At 57.8% G+C, this 20965-nt stretch carries 19 protein-coding genes; 1 reads left to right on the plus strand and 18 read right to left on the minus strand.

Annotated features, from left to right (window positions below):
• Positions 1 to 3 precede the first annotated feature (3 nt).
• The 6 genes from J7U39_RS16130 to gmd all read right to left on the minus strand — a co-directional run bounded on the left by J7U39_RS16130 (position 4) and on the right by gmd (position 8383).
• Positions 4 to 1176: an acetate/propionate family kinase gene (locus J7U39_RS16130; protein ID WP_210629105.1), complete on the minus strand. Its 1173-nt coding sequence runs from the start codon at positions 1174 to 1176 to the stop codon at positions 4 to 6.
• Between the two features lie 4 nt (positions 1177 to 1180).
• A complete protein-coding gene (locus J7U39_RS16135) occupies positions 1181 to 2149 on the minus strand; it encodes a phosphate acetyltransferase (RefSeq protein WP_210629106.1) in 969 nt (322 codons plus the stop codon).
• A 56-nt stretch (positions 2150 to 2205) separates the two neighbouring features.
• On the minus strand, positions 2206 to 4455 hold the full coding sequence (locus J7U39_RS16140) for a DUF3141 domain-containing protein (protein WP_210629107.1): 2250 nt from the start codon (positions 4453 to 4455) through the stop codon (positions 2206 to 2208).
• A gap of 543 nt (positions 4456 to 4998) precedes the next feature.
• Entirely contained in the window at positions 4999 to 6021 is a 1023-nt protein-coding gene (locus tag J7U39_RS16145) for a class I SAM-dependent methyltransferase (RefSeq protein ID WP_210629108.1), read from the minus strand.
• A gap of 349 nt (positions 6022 to 6370) precedes the next feature.
• On the minus strand, positions 6371 to 7321 hold the full coding sequence (locus J7U39_RS16150) for a GDP-L-fucose synthase (protein WP_210629109.1): 951 nt from the start codon (positions 7319 to 7321) through the stop codon (positions 6371 to 6373).
• Positions 7322 to 8383: a GDP-mannose 4,6-dehydratase gene (gene gmd / locus J7U39_RS16155; RefSeq protein ID WP_210629110.1), complete on the minus strand. Its 1062-nt coding sequence runs from the start codon at positions 8381 to 8383 to the stop codon at positions 7322 to 7324.
• 184 nt (positions 8384 to 8567) lie between these two features.
• On the opposite strand from gmd, the gene rfbB reads away from it, so the two are divergent.
• On the plus strand, positions 8568 to 9623 hold the full coding sequence (rfbB, locus tag J7U39_RS16160; protein WP_210631692.1) for a dTDP-glucose 4,6-dehydratase: 1056 nt from the start codon (positions 8568 to 8570) through the stop codon (positions 9621 to 9623).
• 41 nt (positions 9624 to 9664) lie between these two features.
• Here the strand turns inward: rfbB and J7U39_RS16165 are convergent, their stop codons facing one another.
• From J7U39_RS16165 to J7U39_RS16220, 12 genes are all read right to left on the minus strand, one after another.
• On the minus strand, positions 9665 to 10636 hold the full coding sequence (locus J7U39_RS16165) for a hypothetical protein (protein ID WP_210629111.1): 972 nt from the start codon (positions 10634 to 10636) through the stop codon (positions 9665 to 9667).
• On the minus strand, positions 10633 to 11445 hold the full coding sequence (locus J7U39_RS16170; protein WP_210629112.1) for a class I SAM-dependent methyltransferase: 813 nt from the start codon (positions 11443 to 11445) through the stop codon (positions 10633 to 10635). Before J7U39_RS16170 ends, J7U39_RS16165 begins: the two co-directional genes overlap by 4 nt.
• Positions 11445 to 12578 (minus strand): glycosyltransferase, encoded by a 1134-nt coding sequence (locus tag J7U39_RS16175; protein WP_210629113.1) that lies wholly within the window; start codon positions 12576 to 12578, stop codon positions 11445 to 11447. The genes J7U39_RS16170 and J7U39_RS16175 overlap by 1 nt, the downstream gene beginning before the upstream one ends.
• On the minus strand, positions 12559 to 14052 hold the full coding sequence (locus J7U39_RS16180; protein WP_210629114.1) for a glycosyltransferase: 1494 nt from the start codon (positions 14050 to 14052) through the stop codon (positions 12559 to 12561). Before J7U39_RS16180 ends, J7U39_RS16175 begins: the two co-directional genes overlap by 20 nt.
• A 2-nt stretch (positions 14053 to 14054) precedes the next feature.
• Complete coding sequence (locus tag J7U39_RS16185) at positions 14055 to 14921, minus strand: TIGR04325 family methyltransferase (protein WP_247241763.1); 867 nt, start codon at positions 14919 to 14921, stop codon at positions 14055 to 14057.
• Positions 14922 to 14965: 44 nt separating this feature from the next.
• Complete coding sequence (locus tag J7U39_RS16190) at positions 14966 to 15832, minus strand: hypothetical protein (protein ID WP_210629116.1); 867 nt, start codon at positions 15830 to 15832, stop codon at positions 14966 to 14968.
• Positions 15817 to 16449, minus strand: coding sequence for a PIG-L deacetylase family protein (locus J7U39_RS16195; RefSeq protein WP_004677164.1), 633 nt, complete (start codon positions 16447 to 16449; stop codon positions 15817 to 15819). Before J7U39_RS16195 ends, J7U39_RS16190 begins: the two co-directional genes overlap by 16 nt.
• Positions 16446 to 17147: a WbqC family protein gene (locus tag J7U39_RS16200; RefSeq protein WP_210629117.1), complete on the minus strand. Its 702-nt coding sequence runs from the start codon at positions 17145 to 17147 to the stop codon at positions 16446 to 16448. The genes J7U39_RS16195 and J7U39_RS16200 overlap by 4 nt, the downstream gene beginning before the upstream one ends.
• Positions 17144 to 18109 carry a glycosyl transferase gene (locus J7U39_RS16205; RefSeq protein ID WP_210629118.1) on the minus strand — a complete coding sequence of 322 codons (966 nt, stop codon included), beginning with the start codon at positions 18107 to 18109 and terminating at the stop codon, positions 17144 to 17146. Before J7U39_RS16205 ends, J7U39_RS16200 begins: the two co-directional genes overlap by 4 nt.
• Positions 18091 to 18768 carry a glycosyltransferase family protein gene (locus J7U39_RS16210; protein ID WP_210629119.1) on the minus strand — a complete coding sequence of 226 codons (678 nt, stop codon included), beginning with the start codon at positions 18766 to 18768 and terminating at the stop codon, positions 18091 to 18093. Before J7U39_RS16210 ends, J7U39_RS16205 begins: the two co-directional genes overlap by 19 nt.
• The gene (locus tag J7U39_RS16215) at positions 18765 to 19781 is read right to left on the minus strand and encodes an N-acetylneuraminate synthase family protein (RefSeq protein ID WP_210629120.1); all 1017 of its coding nucleotides are present in this window, start codon (positions 19779 to 19781) and stop codon (positions 18765 to 18767) included. The genes J7U39_RS16210 and J7U39_RS16215 overlap by 4 nt, the downstream gene beginning before the upstream one ends.
• A gap of 113 nt (positions 19782 to 19894) precedes the next feature.
• Positions 19895 to 20965, minus strand: coding sequence for a radical SAM protein (locus tag J7U39_RS16220; protein ID WP_210629121.1), 1071 nt, complete (start codon positions 20963 to 20965; stop codon positions 19895 to 19897).

Consider the following 20965-nt stretch of genomic DNA (forward strand, 5'->3'; position numbering starts at 1 on the left):
CCATCATGCGGCGAGCAATGCGTATGTATGCCGCGCGATCATCAGTTCCTCGTCGGTCGGCACGGCATAAATGGCGAGCCTGCTATCGTCGCCCGAAATCAACAGCTCGCCGGCGGCGTTTCGCCTGCTGTCGAGCTTGGCGCCTAACCATTCCAGCTTCCTGCAGATCCGCTCACGCATGACCGGCGAGTTTTCCCCGACGCCGGCGGTGAACACGAAAGCGTCCAATCCGCCGAGAGCGGCCGCGAGCATGCCGGCATTGAGGCCGATGCGATGTACGAAATGATCGAGCGCGAGTGCCGCACCCGGCTCCTCGCTCGCCAACAGGTCGCGGACGTCGTTGCTGACGCCCGAGAGGCCCTTGAGGCCGGATTCCCTGTAAAGAAGGTCCTGCAGCTCAGCTGCACTCATGCCGCGCTGCTGGAGAAGATAGAGAAGCACGCCCGGATCGATCTGGCCGCATCGTGTGCCCATCGGCAGGCCATCCAGAGCAGTGAAGCCCAGTGTGCTCTCCACGCTTTTCCCGCTGCGGAGCGCGCACATCGAGGCACCGCTTCCGAGGTGGGCGACAATGACCCGTCCTCGGCCAACGTCCGGCGCGATCTCGGCCAGCCTTCCGGCGACATATTCGTAGGACAGGCCATGAAAACCATAGCGCCGGACACCCTCTTCGAAATAATGCGCGGGAATGGCGTAGTGGTCAGCCATCGGATCATGGCCGCGATGGAAGGCCGTGTCGAAGCAGGCAACCTGCGTTAGCTGCGGCTGACGCTCCAGCAGTGCGCGGATCGGCGCGAGATTGCTTGGCTGGTGCAACGGCGCAAGCGGCGTATAGCGCTCCAGTTCGTGCAGCAGGGTTTCATCGATGCGCGCCGGGCGCATGTGGTTCGGGCCGCCATGGACGACCCGATGGCCGACGGCAATCAGACGGCCGTCGTGCCGCTCGCGCAGCCATTCGCCCACAAGGCGCATCGCCGCGGGCAAATCGGCAACGGTCTCGTTTGGATAGCTTGCGTCCGCCAGCCGCTCGCCGCCGGCACCCTTGATGGCCAGGCGCGGCGCAGTGCCGATGCCTTCCATCTTACCCTTGACCAGTCGCGTGAGCGAACCCGAGACCGCGAAGACCTCGAACTTCAGGCTGGAGGAGCCGGCATTGACGACGAGGATGGTGTCCATTGCATCATCCCCCCTGTATCGGCGCCGTGCGGCGGCGCCCATCGGCCAGCAGGACGCCGACGGCGCAGGAGGCAAGGCGCGCCAGCACGGAATCTGCCCGCGACGTCAGGATGATCGGCACGCGCGCTCCAAGCACGATGCCTGCTGCATCTGCCTTCGCCAGGAACGTCAGGTTCTTCGCCAGCATGTTACCGGATTCGAGATTGGGGACGACGAGTATCTGGGCGTGGCCGGCCACCGGCGACTGGATGCCCTTTATCCGTGCAGCCTCCGGATCGATCGCATTGTCGAAGGCAAGCGGCCCGTCGAGAATGCCGCCCGTTATCTGTCCGCGCTCGGCCATCTTGCAAAGAGCAGCGGCGTCGATCGTCGAAGGGATCTTCAATGTGACCGTCTCAACCGCCGAAAGGATCGCCACGCGGGGCGTGCCCAGGCCGACCTGGGTGAAGAGATCGATGGCGTTCTGAACGATGTCGCGCTTGGCATCGAGATCCGGCGCGATGTTGATGGCCGCGTCGGTAATGAACAGCGTTTCCGAATGGTGCGGGACATCCATCACGAAGACATGGCTGATCCGCCGCGCCGTCCTCAGTCCCGTGGCCGATGACGTCACGGCGCGCATGAGCTCATCCGTGTGGAGGCTTCCTTTCATCAGCAAATCAGCGCCGCCTTGGCGGATGATCTCCACCGCCTTCGCCGCCGCCGCGTCGCTATGCGGCGTGTCGACCAGCTCGAATGGGGAGATATCGATGTGATGCGCGTCTGCAATTGTGCGCACCTTTCCCGCCGGCCCGACCAGGACCGGACGGATCAGTCCTATCTCGGCTGCCTCGACGGCGCCGCGCAGCGATGTCTCGTCGCAAGGATGGGCGACGACCGTCGTCATCACAGGAACCTGCTTTGCCTTGGCGATCAGCCGCTCATACTTCTGATGCGGCACGTACTCTTTCCCAACGTCGTCTAAATCCTGCATCTTCACACTCCATGTTGAAGGGCGGGCTCAGTCCCTCGGCTTCAGCATCTTGTCGGCTAACTTGCGCGGCGAACAGGCTTCCCCGGGGTGGCCTTCGCCGGCGACAAGACAGGTTCCGGCAGCGTCTCTCCGGAAAGGCCGAATATCCCGACAATCCTCTTCCAGCGCTGTTCGGCTTCGCCGGAAAGCGCGCCGCGCACGTTCAAGACCTCACGCAGGGAAGACAAGGCCTCGCGGCGAACACTCTCCTCCGCCGGCAATAGCCGTGGGATAGCGCTCACGGCAGCCTCTTCGTCGATCAGCAGCATGAGGAACTGGTCGCGGATCAAGGCCTTGAATTCCGCGAGCGTCATCGCCGGCATGCCGTCCTCGGTGCGCCGCATCCGGCGAATGGCGGCAAAGCCACGCTCATCGGCTGCACCATTGGCCATGGCGACGTAGAGCAGGCTGCGCGCCAGACCTTCCCGAAGTCCGCCGTCCTCCATTTGCGCCTTGAGTTCCTCGATCCTCTCCTTGAGAACCTGCGCATGCAGCGCGGTCTTGCTTGCTCTGCGCTGCGGCCTGGTGTCAGACGGATCGATGCCGACTGCCGCCTGCAGGAGCGGAGACCCGTAGACGGAGAGGAAGGTCGCCTCGCTCAGCGCCTCGATCCCTTGACGCCATGCATCCAGCCCCGCAACGACCTGGCGTGAGAAGGCTTGCTCCAACGCCAGGAAGGGATTGTCGGCACGAACGGGACGGCGCTCTTCCGCCACATCGAGGGCGAGATCTGCAATCGGCGCCATCCAAGGATTGACGTCGCTAAACACCTCGTATTGCAGCCGGAGCGGATGCATCTCACGCAGATGCTTGGCCGCCCAATCCGGCGCCATTGCGCGGACGAAAGGCTGAAGGAAAGTCCGGTAGAGGGACAGGTTGATCTCCGAGACCTTCGCAACGGTCGCAAAACGCCGGTCATCCGCGGCGTTATTGCAGCCGAGCGCGCGGATATCGTCCAGCGTCCTTGCCTCGCAGCGCATGATCCAATCACCCTCGACGAGGTCCCCGCCTACTGTCTCAGCGGTCTTTGCCTCGAAAATCGCCTCGTAGAGCCCGGGTGGCAGCGCATCGATCAGATCGATATTGCTGGAGAATTCTCCATGCTCCTTGCGGGCAACGCTCGCGGACACGAAAATTCCGAGGTGACCGATCGTTTCGTGCACCGTGTAAACGATCGTCTGGCCGTGTGAGCGTATCTCGTTCACATCGTCATAGAGATCCAGAATCCAGCCGAGCGCCTGCGCGGGCGGCGTGACGTTGTCTCCCTTCGAGCAGAAGACGACGATCGGCGTGCGGATGTTGCGAAGATCGATCGCCTCGCCCTTTGACGTCTTGATGCGGCCCGCGGCAAGATTGTTGCCGACGAAGAGTTCGTCGACGATGAACTGGATTTCCTCCGCGTTCAGATTGACGTGACCACCCCACCACTGCTCGAAACCGAGATAGCGTGGTGCCTCGGTGTCAATCTTCGAATAGAGGTTATATTGCTTGGTCCATAGCGTGTTGGCCGGATTCTGGTTCTCGAAATTCTGCACCAGCCATGCGCCGTCGAACTGCCCGTGTCCGAGGTCGCTGGTGAGTGCGGTCATCCAAGTACCGCCAAGCAGTCCGCCGGTATATCGCATCGGATATTTGCCGCGTTCACCCGCCCAGTAGGAAAGTGGCGCGCCGGCAATGATGATCGAGCCGAACAGTTCTGAGCGCATGGCGGCCAGCATCATGACGGCCCAGCCCGCCTGGCAGTTGCCGATCACGCATGGCTTGGCGTCGGCCTGCGGATGCAGCGATATCACCTTCTCCAAAAAGATGGCTTCAGCCAGTGCAATGTCTTCGATCGTCTGTCCCGGCATCGGCTGCGGAAGAAAGCCAATAAAATAGCACGGGTGCCCGGCTCTCAGTGCAACGCCGATCTCGCTGTCAGCCTTGAAGCCACCGATGCCCGGCCCGTGTCCAGCTCTCGGATCGACCACGACGAAAGGCCGGCGCTTTTCATCAATCTCTACCCCCTCAGGCGGGACGATCCGAACCAGCGCGTAGTTGACGGGCTTCTCGAGCGAACGTCCGTCAAGCACGACCTCGGGCGTGAAGCTCAGGACATGCGGCGCGGTTGCTTCCGCATGGGCGCGATACTGGTTGCCGCGCTTGCGCATGACGTCCCAGAACAGCACGCTGCGCTGGGCGGCATCCAAAACATAGTCGAGGGCGTAACCGGCCGGACCGAACTGCGTGGCGAAACCGGCTGTGGGAAGATAGGAAGAATGCCGCATGCCAAATCTCCTGTTCACCGCTCTTGGCCAGAGACTTATACTTGGATGATCATATTCTTGATCTGCGTCCGCTCTGTGAATGATGGCCGCGCTGTGGGCCATGCACGCTCTTAGCACATGCAGCATAGGCGCAGCGTGGTGCCGGACAAACGTATCTTACGGTAGCATACGCGGCGGCGCGGCTGGCCTCATGAGACCGCAGCGGCTGGGGCGCCGCTCGGCATCAGACTTTCCGCAGCCGGTATTCTCGCTCATGCGTCGCGGGTCGAACTCGACATCGCGGATCATCGACCCTGTTACAGGGCAGCGAAGGCCGACTTCGCTCATCATATCCGGGATCCGCAAGTGTCTCCATCATCGTGACCCTCGCCGTCGCCGAGGCACAAGGGGGCATCCACGGTCGCTGGCGGCGGGACACTGAAGGATCTCAAGGCGCCTTCGATAAGCCATTGAGCCCAGGCGCGAACCCCCAGCCAATTTCCCTCAAATCTCCGATGAGCTCGGTTCCGCCGATAACATAGAACAGACAGCCTTGAGCTGCGGCTATTCAAAGACAATGAGGCTCGCAGGGGTTGGCGGCATCGATTTGACCGTGACGCCGGTGAGGCCGGCCAGTTTTGCCATCTCGGCCAGTTCGCTTTGCTTGTAAGCCTGGCCGGCCGGTGTGCTGACGAGCATCTCCCAGGAGAAGGCCGCTGGAAAAGGCGGCGACACGCCATCTTCATTCGGCACGAAATCGACCGCGACGATCCGACCATCCGCTGCAAGGCTCGCGATGATCTTTCGCAACAGCGCGGCACATGTCGGCAAATCGAAATGGTGCAGAAAATTCGGAAGCAGGACGAGGTCATAACCAGCGCCCCAGTCGATCTCGAAGGCACTGCCGGCGATCGTCCGGTACCGGTCCGCGACGCCTGATTTTTCCGCATTCTGCCTCGACAGCTCCAAGACGGCCCCCCAGTCGACGGCGACGATCTCCGCGGATGGAAAGGCCCTGGCAATTTCGATGCCGAAGACGCCTGGGCCTGCAGCGATGTCCAGGACCTTCTTGGGAGACATCGCCCAGCTGGAGATTTCCCCAGCCAGCAGTTTGGCGCTGAGCCCGGTGAAAGAGCCCATGCCACGCGCAAACTTCAGCCAGACGGGGTTGTCGGGCGACATGTTCGCAAGGCCCATCGAACCGCCGTTTCGCACGACGGACGTCGGATCGCGCAGAAAATTATCGAGTACTTCTGGTGCGGCGGCGAACTCGACGGCAGAGCCCATATAGGCCGGCGAATTGCGATCGAGGAACGTACTGGTCGAGGGCGTCATTTTGTACTGTTCGCCCTCCTTGGTCAGGAAGCCATGGACCACAAGGTAATCGCAGAGGATGCGCACGCCACGCTCCGAGGCGGCTGTTGCCGACGCCAGGACTGCCGGCGTCTTGCCCTCGCCAATATGTGTAAAGAGATCAAGTTCGATGGCCGCCCTGATCGCTGCCGTCTTTCGGCACGCAAACAGCGCATCGACCACAAGTTCGGGCGACACTGCGCCGGCATGGGCGTGCTCGATGCTCGTTTCCATGGAACCCTCCCAAGAAATTCGACCGATCTTGCCTGGCAGCGCCAGCAGCGGAAATTATGCGTATATTCGCCCCTCCTACAATACCCACCGCGCTAACCCTATCGGGTTCCCCGCCGCAATGATCGGGCTTGCTGCCGGTCGCCGATATTGTTCGAATTGCTCTTCCTCGCCGGTGGACTGTAATTCGGACCGGCTTTGGCGTTTATACCGACGCGTGGTGAAGCTTAGACACCAATGCGTTCCGGACCCGCCGGCCATAGGACCACGAGGCAATCGGAGGCTCGGCGACAGCGCTGTGTCGCGAATCAATGTGGGACAGAGAAAGTGCCGGCCCGCAGGAACTCGGGCATCAGGCCGCTGGATCAGATCCGTTTTCGCATTCGAGAAACCAAGCGTAAGTGGCTCTAATGCCGTCCTCAAGCGAAATGCTCGGTTTCCAGCCCATGTCCTGCAGCTTCTTGTTGCTCATCAGCTTTCGCGGCGTGCCGTCGGGCTTGGAAAGGTCATGGACGATCTCACCCTCGTAACCGACGATGCGGCGAACCAGACGCGTCAACTCGATGATTTCAAGATCCGTGCCCGAGCCGACATTGACATGCTGTGCGCCCGAATAGGTTTTCAGCAGAAACACCAGCGCGTCGGCGCAGTCGTCGACGTGAAGAAACTCGCGGCGCGGGGTTCCGGTGCCCCAGACAACCATTTGCGGGTCTCTGCGCAATTTCGCCGCATGCGCCTTGCGGATCAGCGCGGGCAGGACATGACTGGAGTTCAGGTCGAAATTATCGCCAGGTCCGTACAGGTTGGTCGGCATCGCCGAAATGTAGTCACGGCCATATTGCTTGCGATAGGCTTCCGCGAGCTTGATACCGGCGATCTTGGCAATGGCGTACCATTCGTTGGTCGGCTCAAGCGGACCGGTCAACAGAGCCTCTTCAGGAATCGGCTGGGGAGCGAGCTTGGGATAAATGCAGCTTGAACCCAGGAAGAGAAGCCGGTCCACCTCCGCCCGGTGAGCGGCTTCAAAGATGTTGGTTTGAATGATCAGATTGTCGGAGATGAATTCGGCAGGATAGCTGTCATTGGCGAGGATTCCGCCAACCTTGGCTGCGGCGATTATGATCGCGTCCGGCCGGGTTGCTTCAACAAACTTCTCGACCTGGTCCTGGCGCTTCAAGTCGACCTCGGCGCGCGTGGCCGTGATGATCCTGCAATTTTCGGATTGAAGCCTGCGCACAAGAGCACTGCCGACCATACCGCGATGACCGGCAACCCAGATCTTCTTGTTCGATAAGTCGTACACTCAGACCTCTTTCCGGCTGCCTTGAGCCTTCCAGTGCTTGATATCCTCGCGCACCATCTCAGCGGCGAGTTCACGAACCGGGGTCTTATGGTGCCAGCCCAGATTCTGACGTGCCTTGGTCGGGTCGCCAAGCAGAAGATCGACTTCCGTCGGGCGGAAATACCGGGGATCGATTTCCACAAGGCAAGCGCCGGAGGCGGCATCATAGCCCTTTTCGTCGACACCGGATCCCTTCCATTCCAAGGTGATGCCGACATCGGCAAAGGCCCACTCGACAAACTGGCGCACACGCGTCGTCTCACCCGTCGCCAAGACGTAGTCATCCGGCTTGTCCTGCTGCAGCATCAGCCACATGCCCTCGACATATTCGCGCGCATGGCCCCAGTCACGCTGGGCGTCAAGGTTCCCCAGGAAAAGCTTGTCCTGAAGGCCGAGGCTGATGGCAGCCACCGCCATCGTGATCTTGCGCGTGACGAAGGTCTCGCCGCGAAGCGGGCTTTCATGATTGAACAGAATGCCGTTCGACGCGTGCATGCCGTAGGCCTCGCGATAATTCACGACGATCCAGTAGGCATAGAGCTTGGCTGCGGCATAGGGGGAGCGCGGATAGAACGGCGTCTTCTCGTTCTGCGGCACTTGCTGCACGAGACCGTAGAGTTCCGACGTCGACGCCTGGTAGAACCGGCTTTTTTTCTCAAGACCCAGGATGCGGATCGCTTCGAGCAGCCTCAACGTCCCGATACCATCGGCATCGGCCGTATATTCCGGCGTTTCGAAACTGACGCCGACATGGCTTTGTGCGGCCAGGTTGTAGATTTCGTCAGGCTGAGTCTGCTGGATGATCCGCAGCAGGTTGGTCGAGTCGATCATATCGCCATAGTGAAGGACGAAGCGTGGGTGGGCCTCATGCGGATCCTGATAGATATGTTCGATGCGGCCGGTGTTAAAAGATGATGACCGCCGCTTGATACCGTGCACCGTGTAGCCTTTGCTCAGAAGCAATTCGGCCAGATAGGCACCATCCTGACCAGTCACCCCAGTAATAAGCGCGGTTTTCGTCATTTTTCACGTCGTCTTTCGATGCAATCTTCGGGAGGTGTTTATGGAAACGACCGAACCAGCGCAACCCCAATGTGACCGACACCGGGGACAAACGAAATTCAGCATTGTCGATCTCTTCGGTTGACGGCGGATGGGCGCAATGAGACTAGAGCGTTCCATTTATCAGATGTCCAAAGGGAAAGACATGATCTTGGTGACGGGAGGTGCCGGCTTTATCGGTGCGAATTTCGTGCTCGACTGGCTTGCGCTTCACGATGAGCCGGTCGTCAACCTCGATGCCCTCACCTATGCCGGCAATCTTGAGAGCCTTAACTCCATCTGGAGTGACCCGCGTCATGTCTTCGTCAAAGGCAGCATTGCGGACTACGACCTTGTCGACGCACTGCTCCGTTCCCACCGGCCTCGCGCCATCCTGAACTTCGCTGCCGAAAGTCATGTCGATCGATCGATCCATGGGCCAGAAGAATTTATCCAGACCAACATTGTCGGCACGTTTCGTCTGCTGGAGGCAATCCGGGGATTTCTTGCCTCACAGAGTGAAGACTTCCGGGAGAGCTTTCGCTTCCTCCACGTATCGACGGACGAGGTCTATGGTTCGCTTGCTCCCGACGAGGCCGCTTTCAGCGAACATCGCAAATACGAACCCAATAGTCCTTATTCCGCGAGCAAGGCAGCGAGTGACCATCTGGTTCGCGCCTACCATCACACCTATGGCCTACCCGTTCTGACGACGAACTGTTCGAACAATTACGGTCCCTATCATTTTCCGGAAAAGCTTATTCCCCTCGTCATCCACAATGCTCTGTCGGGGAAACAGATTCCGATCTACGGAGACGGGATGCAGGTGCGCGACTGGCTGTTCGTCAAAGATCATTGCAGCGCGATCCGGCGTGTTCTGGAGAGAGGAAAAGTCGGGGAAACCTACAATGTCGGCGGCAGGAATGAACTGACGAACCTGTCAGTCGTCAATACGCTCTGCGAAATTCTCGATGAATTGACGCCCCTGCCAAACGGCGCAAGCTACAAGGCCCAGATTTCCTTTGTGCGTGATCGGCCAGGTCATGATCGTCGTTACGCCATCGATGCGGCAAAGATAGAAAGGGAGCTGGACTGGCGCCCTAGTGAGACCTTCGAGACGGGCATTCGCAAGACCGTCGAATGGTATCTCGCCAACGATGCTTGGGTAGAGAATGTGACAAGCGGCAGCTATCGACAGTGGATCGATCGGCAGTACCAATAACGAGGCGAGGAGAAGCGAGGCTCCTCCCCGCAATCGTGACATCAGTACCTGATGAAATTGTGCAGGAAGCTTATGACCGGCCGGGGTACATTGCTTTGCACCCATCGGCGCGCCTTAACCCGGAAAAAGGGACGAATGCCGCCGGAAAAGCCGGGAGAAACCGTCCTGATCGCTTTCAGGGCTTGCCTCAGAGCGCGTTCATAGACCCTGTAAGCAGCGTCGGGCTCCTCGCAGACGGCGGTGTAGAAAGCCGACAGCCGATCGAACATGCCATTGGTCAGCAACTGAAACTGGTGGAAGTGATAAAAGATCAGCGGCGAACCATCGACCTCGATCCTGCCTGATGCATCCTGCGAAAAATGCAGCTTTTCGTAGTTCCAGGGCGCGATTCCGGCTCCGGGATGCTCGATGATATGGCAATTCGGGTAGAGATCCGGCCATTCATCCAAATACTTCTGATCACCCATCTTGCCGTCTTCCAGGCGATAGTAGCACCATTCGATGCACTGCTCGCGCCAGCGAGTGAGGCAGCGCATTCCCTCTTCGTCGCGCCGGAAACTCACCCATTCGACGCAGAAACGGCCGTTAATTTCGCGATTCTGCAGCCGCGGAGCAAAACGGTGTTCGATAATGGCGATGGAACTATTGCCGACTTCGTCGAAAATCGGACCGAGCGGTGAATAAAACAGCAGATCGGAATCGAGGTAGGTGATGAAATCAATGTCGGGATGCTGCTCCAGCAGGAAACTCGGCAGACACGGAGACAGGGTCCAGCAATATTCGGCGACGCCGCGCGATTTCTTGACTTCCAGAAGTTCCGGCGTCTCGAGATCAGCGAGTGGAATGCAGGTGATGTAGGACCTGTTGAGAGCGGTCAATATCTCCTGCGTCTGCTGGTCCATGCAAAGCACAAAAACATGCGCATCGGGGCACCACTGGACGAGGCTCTCCATCATGGCCATTCCCTTGATGAGATAGCCGTTGTCGAAAAGGGTACAGAAATAGTTCGTCATGATTGGGTTTGTTTCCTGCACAAATAGGTGCGCATTGCATTGCCCTTACGACTGTCGTGCGGATCCACGTTCTCAGTTAGCGTGAACGTCGCCAGGACGTGCAGGCCGTGAACTCGAAAGATGTCCAATAGCTGCGGCTCGGAAAAATGGATCTCTATGGTCTCGACGCCATAGGCCTGTTTGCGGAAATACTTGGTCGGCTCGCCATAGACAACAGGCGTACGGTGAAAAATCACGTATTCCTTGGCAACACGGGCGCTCTCTGCGATCGCCGCGTCATAATCGGGGATATGCAGCAGACAACATCCTGAGACGACGACATCGAAAGCGTCATCCTGATAGTTGAGCCGCGTCGCATCCTCCACGTCGAACGACAGCCCGGGATAAATGCTGCGCGCCATATCGATGAAAGCATCGGAGTAATCGCAGCCGCGATAACGCAGCGGCAAGCCACTCACATCAAGCACTTCGGAATAATAGCCGCTGGAACAACCGATTTCGAGCAGCGAAGCATTAGCCGGAAGATCGTCGATGCTGCGCAAAGCGGCGGTAAAGACATCGAATACATCAATGGAAGCGCCATTGCGGTATTCCTTCAGCTGGCGCTCGACGAGGGCTCTCTGGCGGGCGGGCAGATCACTTGCTTTCCAGGATGCAGCAAGGCGCGAACTTTCGCTGTCTCGACGAGCCGCCTCTATCTCGACATAGCGGGACGATACCGACGTCGTCGGCAACAGCCGATCATGCAATCGCTTCAACTGGCTCTTCATCCCCGGAAAGCGATTGAGACTTGTGCGCAGAAACGACATCAGCCCTGTTTCTCCAGATATCGTTCGAGGATCGGCACCAATTCTTCCATTCTCGACTTGTAGGTGTGGTCCTTCAGCGTCCTTGCCTGACCGGCCTTCGCTATGGCGTCGGCCTCGTCCGGGTGGTCTATATAGTAGCGGACGAGTTCTGTCGCTTCTTCCGCACTGGAATAGGCAACCACTTCCTTTCCAACCTCGAAAATCTCCCCGAGATTATCCTTCTTGTCGGTTATCAGCAGCGATCCGACACCGGTCGCCTCGTAGAGCCGCATGTTATTGGCGTTGTTTTCGGCAACATTGATATGGCGGTTGACGGTGATCCGGCTGCGCGCCAGCGCCCGATACATATCCGGACCCCAGACTTCGCCATTGTGACGTTTGCGAATCGGAGAAGAGCGCGGGAGCGTCTTCGCGCCGTAACCGAAAAACTGTATCGGCGTGGTATCGGCAAGATGTTCGAGCAAGGGTACGGCCTTGCCATGATGACGGCTTATGCCGCCGACGAAGCTCACCGGCACATCGCGCCTGATATCGCCAAGGAGATCGAGCACCCGAGTGTCGAAGCCAATCCTGAAATATTCGGATTTTATCCCCATCTCATGAAAACGGGGTACGAAATGGGGGAAAGACGTCAGAATAAGGTCATAGGGTCGCAGAAACTCACCCGGCGGCAGCGGACAAGCGATCTGGCCGACAATCAACGGCACCGTCTTCTTCAACTCCGTCAGGGCATGCGGCGGAAAGAAGCTGAGATCCTGACAGTAGAGTACATCCGGCTTGAATGTTCGAACCCGGGCCATTGCGACCTCCAGCAAGCCAGGGAGCGCCGCCAGGCGTGCGCCAACATAAGGCAGCCTGAAAAACCGATGCGGCAGTTTCATCGCCCAAGCGCTGAACGGCTCGTTGTTTTCTTGCGCCCAGGCCGATTGAAGCGGGACACAATTGCCGATGATGTCAATGACGTCGCAACCCTGGTCCTTCAGGTGGCGCGAGTAGAAATCGGACGTGCCGAATGCGGCGGCCAAAAGAGCTTTCGTCTGTTCTAGCGAGGTCGATTTTCGGAGCTGTGGCCGCCGCGCATAGAATTGCTTCAGAAACCGCGCGTAATAGGTGTCAAATATTGCTATTTTCATGTTCACCGTCTGGTTGACTGCCGGGACGTTCCTGTGACGTTCTATAGACGCTACCGACAAGCTTTGCCGGGTTCCCGGCAATTATTGCCCCTTCGGGGAAATTTCCGCGGACGACCGCACCCGCAGCGACAATGCTATCACGTCCTATTTCTGTGCCACGCAAGATCAGGGCATTGGTGCCAATGAACACATTATCGCCAATGTGCACCGGTGCAGTCTTGATGTCCGCCTCGACATCCGAATGACGGCGCCCTTCCGGACGTATCGGATGAAAGTCCGTGTCGAAAATCGTGACGTTGGCTCCCATCAGCACTTCCGCGCCGATTGAAATCCCTACAGCCGAGACGATGGTTGCACCACTGATGCCGCTGTCTGCGCCAATGCTGATCTTCGATCCGGCGCGAATGGTCGCTATCTTCACCGGATGATTGAGAGCGAGCGCTGTAAATCGGGAATCAGAACACAGGACGACGCGATCACCGAGGTGAATCTCACTGTCAGGATGTCGTTGCAACAAAGGGGCGCCATAGAGCACAACATCGCGGCCAACGCTTACCCCGTGACGTTTCAGTTCGCCAAGCTGCCTTGCACGCATACGGGAAAAGGCGAATTTCTTAAGGCTGGTCGTGATCATTCCCAAAAGGACACGTGCGTAAAAGAAATAGGCCATGCGGAAAGGTGCGGTCGATCTCTGCACCGGTGAACCGACAAGCGAATAGAAGATCAGGCGTTGAAACACATTGTGAGGAGAGCGCCTGCCAAACAATCGTTTTTTCCATGAATGCCTGGAGATGTCGTTTCCATATACTGGCGGGGAATAGACGATTGCTTTTGTGCTGACGATCAGAGGCACTCCGGCGCGCGAAAAGCGCATCGCGATTTCATAATCGGCCATGTAGTGCGGCAGCAGGCGTGGCCGCATACCGCCATATCTCCGAAACAAGAGGGCTGGATATAGAGTACCTCGACCGCTCAATGCATCCACGCGGTATTGGCTCTCAGGCGACCGTTGTTGCGCTTCGCTCAATTCCGAAAGGACATCCCAGATCGCGAACCTGTTGATGTTGATCCGAGGTCCTATACTCACAAGAGGTGGGTCTTTCCCCTCTTCATGGATAACGCTTCCGACGGCGGCTTCGCCATTCGCCTTGGATGTTTGCACCAGGGTTTCAACATAATCTTCGTCGAACCAGGTGTCATTATTCAGAAACAGGATATAATCTTCCGCCTTGCAAGACGGAAGGACGTATTTCAGCCCCTTCTCGATGGCACCCCCCCACCAAAGATTGCCGTCGCCTCGGATTTCGACAACATCGCCCTGCGACTGCAGGTATTCTGCCGTGCCATCGGTCGAACCGTCGTTGACAACGACGATCGTCAGCGCGTCGGCGAGAGTTTGTCTCCTGAGAGCCTCCAGCACCTTCCGGGTGTGCTCCAGACGATTGAAGACAGGGATAATGACGTTAACGCGCATCGCTAGATTTCCGGCTTCTCAAGAAACCAGCCAGTATACGACCATTCGTATTGTCCCTGAGCTGGCGTAAGGCCAACGCCCCAACGCGTCAATTCCTGCAAGGGCGGCGGTGTTGCTATTCCAAATGTCCCAGCTGGCTGGAACCTGTCCAGCACCTCGTAGCCATGCCTCGCGAAGCGATTCTGCAATTCATGCGCGTTCAAGAACCACACGGGGTAGCTCGCGCGATAGATGCGTTCCGGCACATGCTGTACAAAAGGGGCTTCGGGGATATCGACCTGCGCGCTTGTTCTGTCAACAAGGATGAACTTGACGCCTTTCGAAAGAAGGCTCTCAAGATGCTCGTGGGGATATTCGAGGTACTGGAGCACGCCCGAGAGCAGAACGATGTGAGGGTTCACAAATTCGATTGCTTCTTCGAGGCTACGAGAAAAGCTCAGAAGCCCGTCTTCAAATTCTGCTCGCCCTGCTTCTGCAAAATGAGGCTGCTCCACGACGCACCATTTCAATTCCGCGAGATGAGCGAGTTTTGACCGGTGTTGAAAATAGGAACTTCCGAGCGCGCCTCCAAAGTCGACCACTCTCAAACGACCATCGGATCTGGATGCAACATAGAGCAGCCAGGCAAGCAGCGGATGCGAGTAGATTCTCTCTCTGAAGATTACAGTGTCCCGCTCATATGAGGCACGGCCCTGAACAACTGCGCGTGTCGCTTCGACGGCTTTTGCAAGAATGGCCGGCGCATCATAGCCGGTTGAATCAGCCATTGCCGAACGCCAATCATCGTAAGGTCCGTCGAAAATGATGTTGTGCCGTCGGAATTCGGCCCAGATCTCCTGTTCGCGCGCTTGGGGCGATTCTCGCGTCACCTCAAGCAAACAGTGGATTCCCGGAAGCGCAAATTTAAGCCGTCTCATTCTTCAAACCAGGCTTGGAACGGCCGGCGCTCAAATTCGTCCAGTGCCCCACCGGGTGTGGAATTGAAGATGCGGATATCATTTGCTCGCGCGATATTCGCGATGGCTCGATATTGTCGCCACAGCCGCGCCGCCTGCTGAAAGTCGTCGTGACGGTTCGTTGTCGGGGTGCCGTCCGCATTTACGGTGAAATCTTTTCCCTTTTGCACCTTGAGGTCGAACGCGTATTCATAGGTTGCTGACAGGAAGCGATCATGGTCGACGCCGAGCAGGATGATTTCCTTGAAACCAAGATACATCGCTATCATCAAGGCCATCACCGGGACTGAATCGACACGTGGCACCGGTTTGGAGATATCGACGATTTCTACCGATGGTCTTTCGTCGAAGCTTTCGCCGAGCATGAGATAGCGGACTGTTCGTCCTGAAAACAGATCGTGTTTTCGAACCAGCTCCGCTTCCGTGGAGCTGAGGAAGAGTTCCGCGCCGCCCAGGTGCGAATGCATCTCCTCGAACCAGCGGACCACGTCCTCGGGTGTCATCAATCCGTAGGTGATTTGCGGAACACAATGATAACGAGACTGGAACTTGCCGAAATCGGAATGCAGATAGCCGTTGGAAACGGTTATCACATTTTCGCCTTGAAGCCGCGACAGATCCAAGCCCTTGACGCTCGGTCCATTTCCTAAAATGAAACAGCGTTGGCCCGCACGCAGCCCGGCAAGCTGCCTGTTTTCTGCCAGCGATCTCGCGACATCAGCAGATAACTTGTGACGATTTTTAAGCCTGCGCTTCAGCTCATGCACACCATAGGGGAGCAGCATGGAGCCAAAGGTCAAAATCTTCCTCAAGGCTGCAGCCACTTCACCACCTCAAAGACTTCGGCGTATTTTACACCGATGCGCTGGCCGGCGTTCTCGGCTTCATTGCGGAAGAAGCTCACCCATTTCCGCCCGGTGCGCTCCATCTCGGATTCATGGGCAAGGATCGCTTTTTCCTTCTGGTCCCAATGGGCGGTAATGTCGACGTAGAAATTCCCCCTGAAATCGACGGTCGAATGATACCAGTTGCTGCGATACATCAGCAGGCGGGGCACGTGCCGGCAGCTGTGCAGCGATGCGCGCGACAGTGCCAGGTGGTCATGATGGATATCGCCGACCCAGTGGGTATAGACCATATCGATCTTCAGATCCTGCACCAGCTTGAGGATCTCGATATTCAGCGGGTCGACGAATTCGATCTGGAGCGTTTTGAACTCGCCGCAAAACATCTTTTGAACGCCGAGGATTTCCATCGCGGCATCCGCTTCCGCTCTGGCGACCTGGCTGCTGCGCACGGACTGGTCATATTGGTTGGAAAAGCCGGATACGGTCGCGACATAGACGTAAACGGTGTCGCCATTTGCTGTATGGCGCGCCAGTGCACCACCGCAGCCGAGCTCAACGTCGTCAAAATGGGCACCGATCGCGAGAATATTCATTTGCAACTCCAGAGCAGGTCACGCGTGCCTGCAATACCACAATTCAGCAGTGTGTCGAGAATACTGAGATAGGGAATGAAATCGCCGAAGGGCTGTGGATAAACCGGATGGACGAAATGCTGCCACTCGATTTCGATTCCGGCTGCCTCGAACAGTTCCGGCCGCATATAGTCGCGAGCGCCGAGACCCGAGAGATAACGCGTCGCTCCGACTTTGCCCAGCAATTCGACAAGCAACTCGTTCCTATGACCCACGGGGCTTAGAGTGCTCGATCGCACCGTCGGCATGGTGATTTCAAGCATATCCAGAATACCGTCCAGGAAATGCATGTTGAAATCGGCCAAGAGGTCGAACCGCTTGCCGTAGAGGACTTCGATGCGGGGAAAGACTTCGCTCCAGCCGGCGGACTTGCGATAGTTTTCACGAAGCAGCGAAAGGTTCTGGTCTATCCATCCGGTGCCCGGTGCCAGCTCCACCGCGTTGATCGGTGTGCCGAAACTTGGCTTTCTGATTCCGACGGTGAGCCAGCGGTCGCCTTGTGCCGTCTTTATCTTGTCACGGTGCGTCCAGCTTTTGCTCGTTCCGTGGACAAACTGGACGTGGTCCAGAACGACGTAGAGGTCGGCGTTCAGAAATCGCTGAAAAAAGCCGAGATAGGACGCAAAGTCCGGCTGATGGATCACCGCTGTCAGGGTCATGCAGCCAATCTTTCCAGTAAATCGGCGACTCGGCCAACCCCGCCAAGGTCGACCTTGGTCATGGCGGTCTCGCTCATGCTCCTGATGGGAATTGCCTTTTCCAGGATGCCGAGATCGAAAGCGGAGTGATGACCGGCGAAGAGCGCTCCTCCAAGTTCCTCGAGCGCATGCCCGACCGGGATTTCAAACGGTTCGTTTGCGACCACGACACAGGGCAGGCCGGCCGCACACGCTTCGAAGGGCGTAAGACCGCCCCCGGTAATCGCCAGATCGTGCCCGTACATCTCCGCCGCAAGCGACGGCACCTGGTTCAGCAATCTGAACCGATCCGGCGGAGCCGCCGCGACGACCTCTTCAAGCTCCGCCATGTGCTGGAAGCTCGGGCCTGTCACGATGGTGACAGGGAAAGGCTTGCTGCTCAGCCATTTAGCGACGCGGACCGTCACTCCATAAGTGTCGGCGCCGCCGAGGGTGACAAGTATCGATGCAAGCTTTTCCCGAACTCGGCGATACCTGGCGATTTCAGGATTGAGTATCATGTACTCTATGCCCAGCCGAACATCTCTGCCCTTCAGACCCTTCGTGTTTTCGAACAGCAGAGCGCAGATATTCAGGTCGGCAAGTTCCGCGCCATCACCACGATCATCGAAGGTAACAAGCTTGGCGTCCAAGCGTTTGATCGTCTCGCTGTGGGATCGCTGCGTATTAAGGCGGTCGTTGATCCAGATCGGAGACGGAGCAGCGGCTTCGAGGAAAGCCTTCTCCCATCCCGTCACGGCTGCCAGATCATAGAGCGCCACGGCAAACCCGCGCTCGCGGATGATTCTCAAGGAATTCGGATGATCGTTTGCCAAAAATCGGACCGAATGACCGCGGGTGCGCAGCTCGGCGGCGAGCGTCAGCGACCGAAACAGATGCCCCATGCCGCGTGCATGCGAACTTTCTACGCAGAAGACGAACATAGCCTGATCGCCTCTTCCGTCCCGAGCCAGGTTCCGCCCGCCTGCGCTGCGAGCGCACAGGCGCGTCTCCAGTCCTCCTCAGTATCCACCGTCAGGCGCAGCTCCGGAGAGATTTTGGCTGGGGGCACCTCGAGCCGACCAATCTTGAACAATTCGGGGCGATCCGTGAAGTATTCATTCACGTGTTCGCGATGGTGCGGCAGCTTCCCCTCGCAGTGGCTGCGCGATAGAGCTTCGAAGGTAAATATCTCGGCGCCGACGCCAATAGGCAACTGGCCAAAGGCATGGGTGTAATCGAATCCCTGCTTTTGGTGCAGATCGATCAGCCTCTCAAGCTCCTCGACGTCGGTAAAAGGATTATCTGCGGTCAACCGCACGATATCTGACATCCCGAGCGATCTCGCACACTGAAAATAACGATCGAGAACGTCGGTTTCGTCGCCGCGAAAGCAGCTAACGCCGTGCTCAAGGCAGCAGGCTTCGATAATATCGTTCTCGCTGGCGGACGATGTCGCAACGACAACCTTTGCCGGGCGCTTCAGTATCTGAAGCCGACCAAGAACATGTCCGAGAAGGGGCTTTCCGCAAATGTCGCGAAGCACTTTTCCCGGCAGCCGCGTCGATCCCATCCGCGCCTGAATAATAATTCCAAGCGTCACGCCAGATCGCTCCATTGAAGGACCGCGTCCGCATCGAGGTCGTTTGCGACCCGCCGTCCTGCGAGAGCTTCGAAATGCTTCGGTTCAATTCCTGTTCCAGGTCGCTTAACGGAAATGTCGCCGGCGGAGATGACATGGCCGGCCTTGAGCGGTCGATTGACGACAACGCTCTTGCGATTGTTCAATCTCGTCGTTGCTTCACTCGCAGCCGGCTCCTTGCGGCCACTGCCTTTCATGATCTCGAACGCTCGTATCGCGTCGACGAGCCATTTCATTTCCGTCGGATCGGCCGAAAGCATGTGGTCCGGGCCGTCGGCGGACTTGTCGTAGGTGAAATGACGCTCGATCACCCGGGCGCCCATCGCGACCGCACAGAGGCTTGCGACCGGCGTCAGCGTATGGTCGGAATAACCGATGTCGAGATCCGGAAACGCTTTCATCATCGTCTGCATTGCACGCAGGTTCACATTTTCCGGATGCGTCGGATAACTCGTGATGGCATGCAGCAGAATAAGCTTGTCGTTGCCGGCTTCCTTGATGGCGGCGACGGACTCCTGAACTTCGTCGAGCGTCGACATCCCCGTCGACAGGATGATCGGCTTGCCGGTTTTTGCCAGATAACGGAGAAAGGGAATGTTGACCGCGTCGTCCGAACCCACCTTGTGGGCGCCGACTCCACACTTCTCCAGTAGATCGACATCCGTTTCATGCGAAGGCGAGGAGAACCAGTCCAGCCCGTGCTCTTCGGCATAGCGAAACACCGCTTCGTGAAGCTCGTGGCCGATTTCATATTTGCGGAAGAGTTCGAACTGCGAGGTAACGCCGGTGTTCTCCATGTCGAACATGGCGTTGCGGCTCGACAAAGTCTCTGCGCGATAGGTCTGGAGCTTGACGGCATCCACCCCCGCCGCCTTTGCCTCGTCAATCAAGCGCTTTGCCTGATCAAACGTCGTGAAGTTTCCGCCGATCTCAGCGATGATATAGCACCGATCAGGCCGGTAATTCCGGAACATCCTGTTACTCCCTGTAATTCACGACCGGCAAAGCCGCCTCGCTCTCGCGGCGATCGCAGCCCCTAAACTATAGGCTTGGCGAGGTCTGGTCGTAGCGCGTGGAATTCGGCCGATTACTGCCCGATTTCCTGGTTTCGGTCGACGTAATTCCGCACAATGACCTGTCGGCCGCAAATCTCAGCCGTCTCATCATTGGTCTGTCTCGGCAGATAACATCTGCGGCAGACCTCGCTCTTCAGGAAGCCTTGCGGTTCCTTGTGCAGAGCGCGCACCGCGTTCATTTTTTCCCCATGCCAGATCTGGTGCACGGTTTCGGTGTTCGCATTGCCGATAACCTCGCGGTTCTCCTCGTCGTTCGAGCACTTCATGACCAATCCGTCGGCACCAATCACAAGGCGTTGGTACTGCTGCGGGCATGTGAAGTTATCGAGATAGGCGATCTCGGAATCGTTGCCGAGGTAATCGATCAACGGATTGAAAGCGACCAGATCCACATGAGGTGCAAAGGTCTCGTAGTAGAGATCGGGATTCTCCCGGATTGCCGGCCAGATACCCTGCACCTTGATCACAGGACGGTGGAGACCGCGCTCTTCCTTGTACTTCTTTATGTCCTTGATCTTGTCGAGCAGGGCTTCGAACTTGATCGGCTTGCGGATCTTCTCGTAGGTCTCACCGGTGCCGTCGATCGAAACGGTGATCCAGTCGATGCCGGCATCGACAAGCTGGGCGAAATAGTCTCTGTTGAGCTTGAAGCCATGCGTGAGGGTCGAAACCTCTTTGATCCCATGGTCCTTAGCGTAGCGCACACAGTCGGCGAAACGCTTGTGCAACGTCGCCTCGCCGCGCAGCGAGAGGCGGATCGCCGGAACCTTGCCGCCGATCTCATCGATAATCCGGCAATAGAGGTCCCAGTCCATCCGCGTCGTATTGACGTTTTTCTTGAACTCGTCGCTGATCGTATAGCACATGGGGCAGCGCAGGTTGCAGATCGACGCCAGCTCGAGATCGACGAGCAGCGGGTAATCCGAAACCTGCTGGTTCAGGGCATATTCCGACCATTTGCGACGGTAATCCGCGTATTCGGCTTCCCATCCCTCGCCACGGAATCTGTCGAACGTGGCTTCGCGCTCGTCCGTGTCCATCGAGTAGTTGCCTTTGTTGATCGGAACGTAACGCTCGTTCAA

Source organism: Rhizobium sp. NLR16a (genome assembly GCF_017948245.1).
GTDB lineage: Bacteria > Pseudomonadota > Alphaproteobacteria > Rhizobiales > Rhizobiaceae > Rhizobium.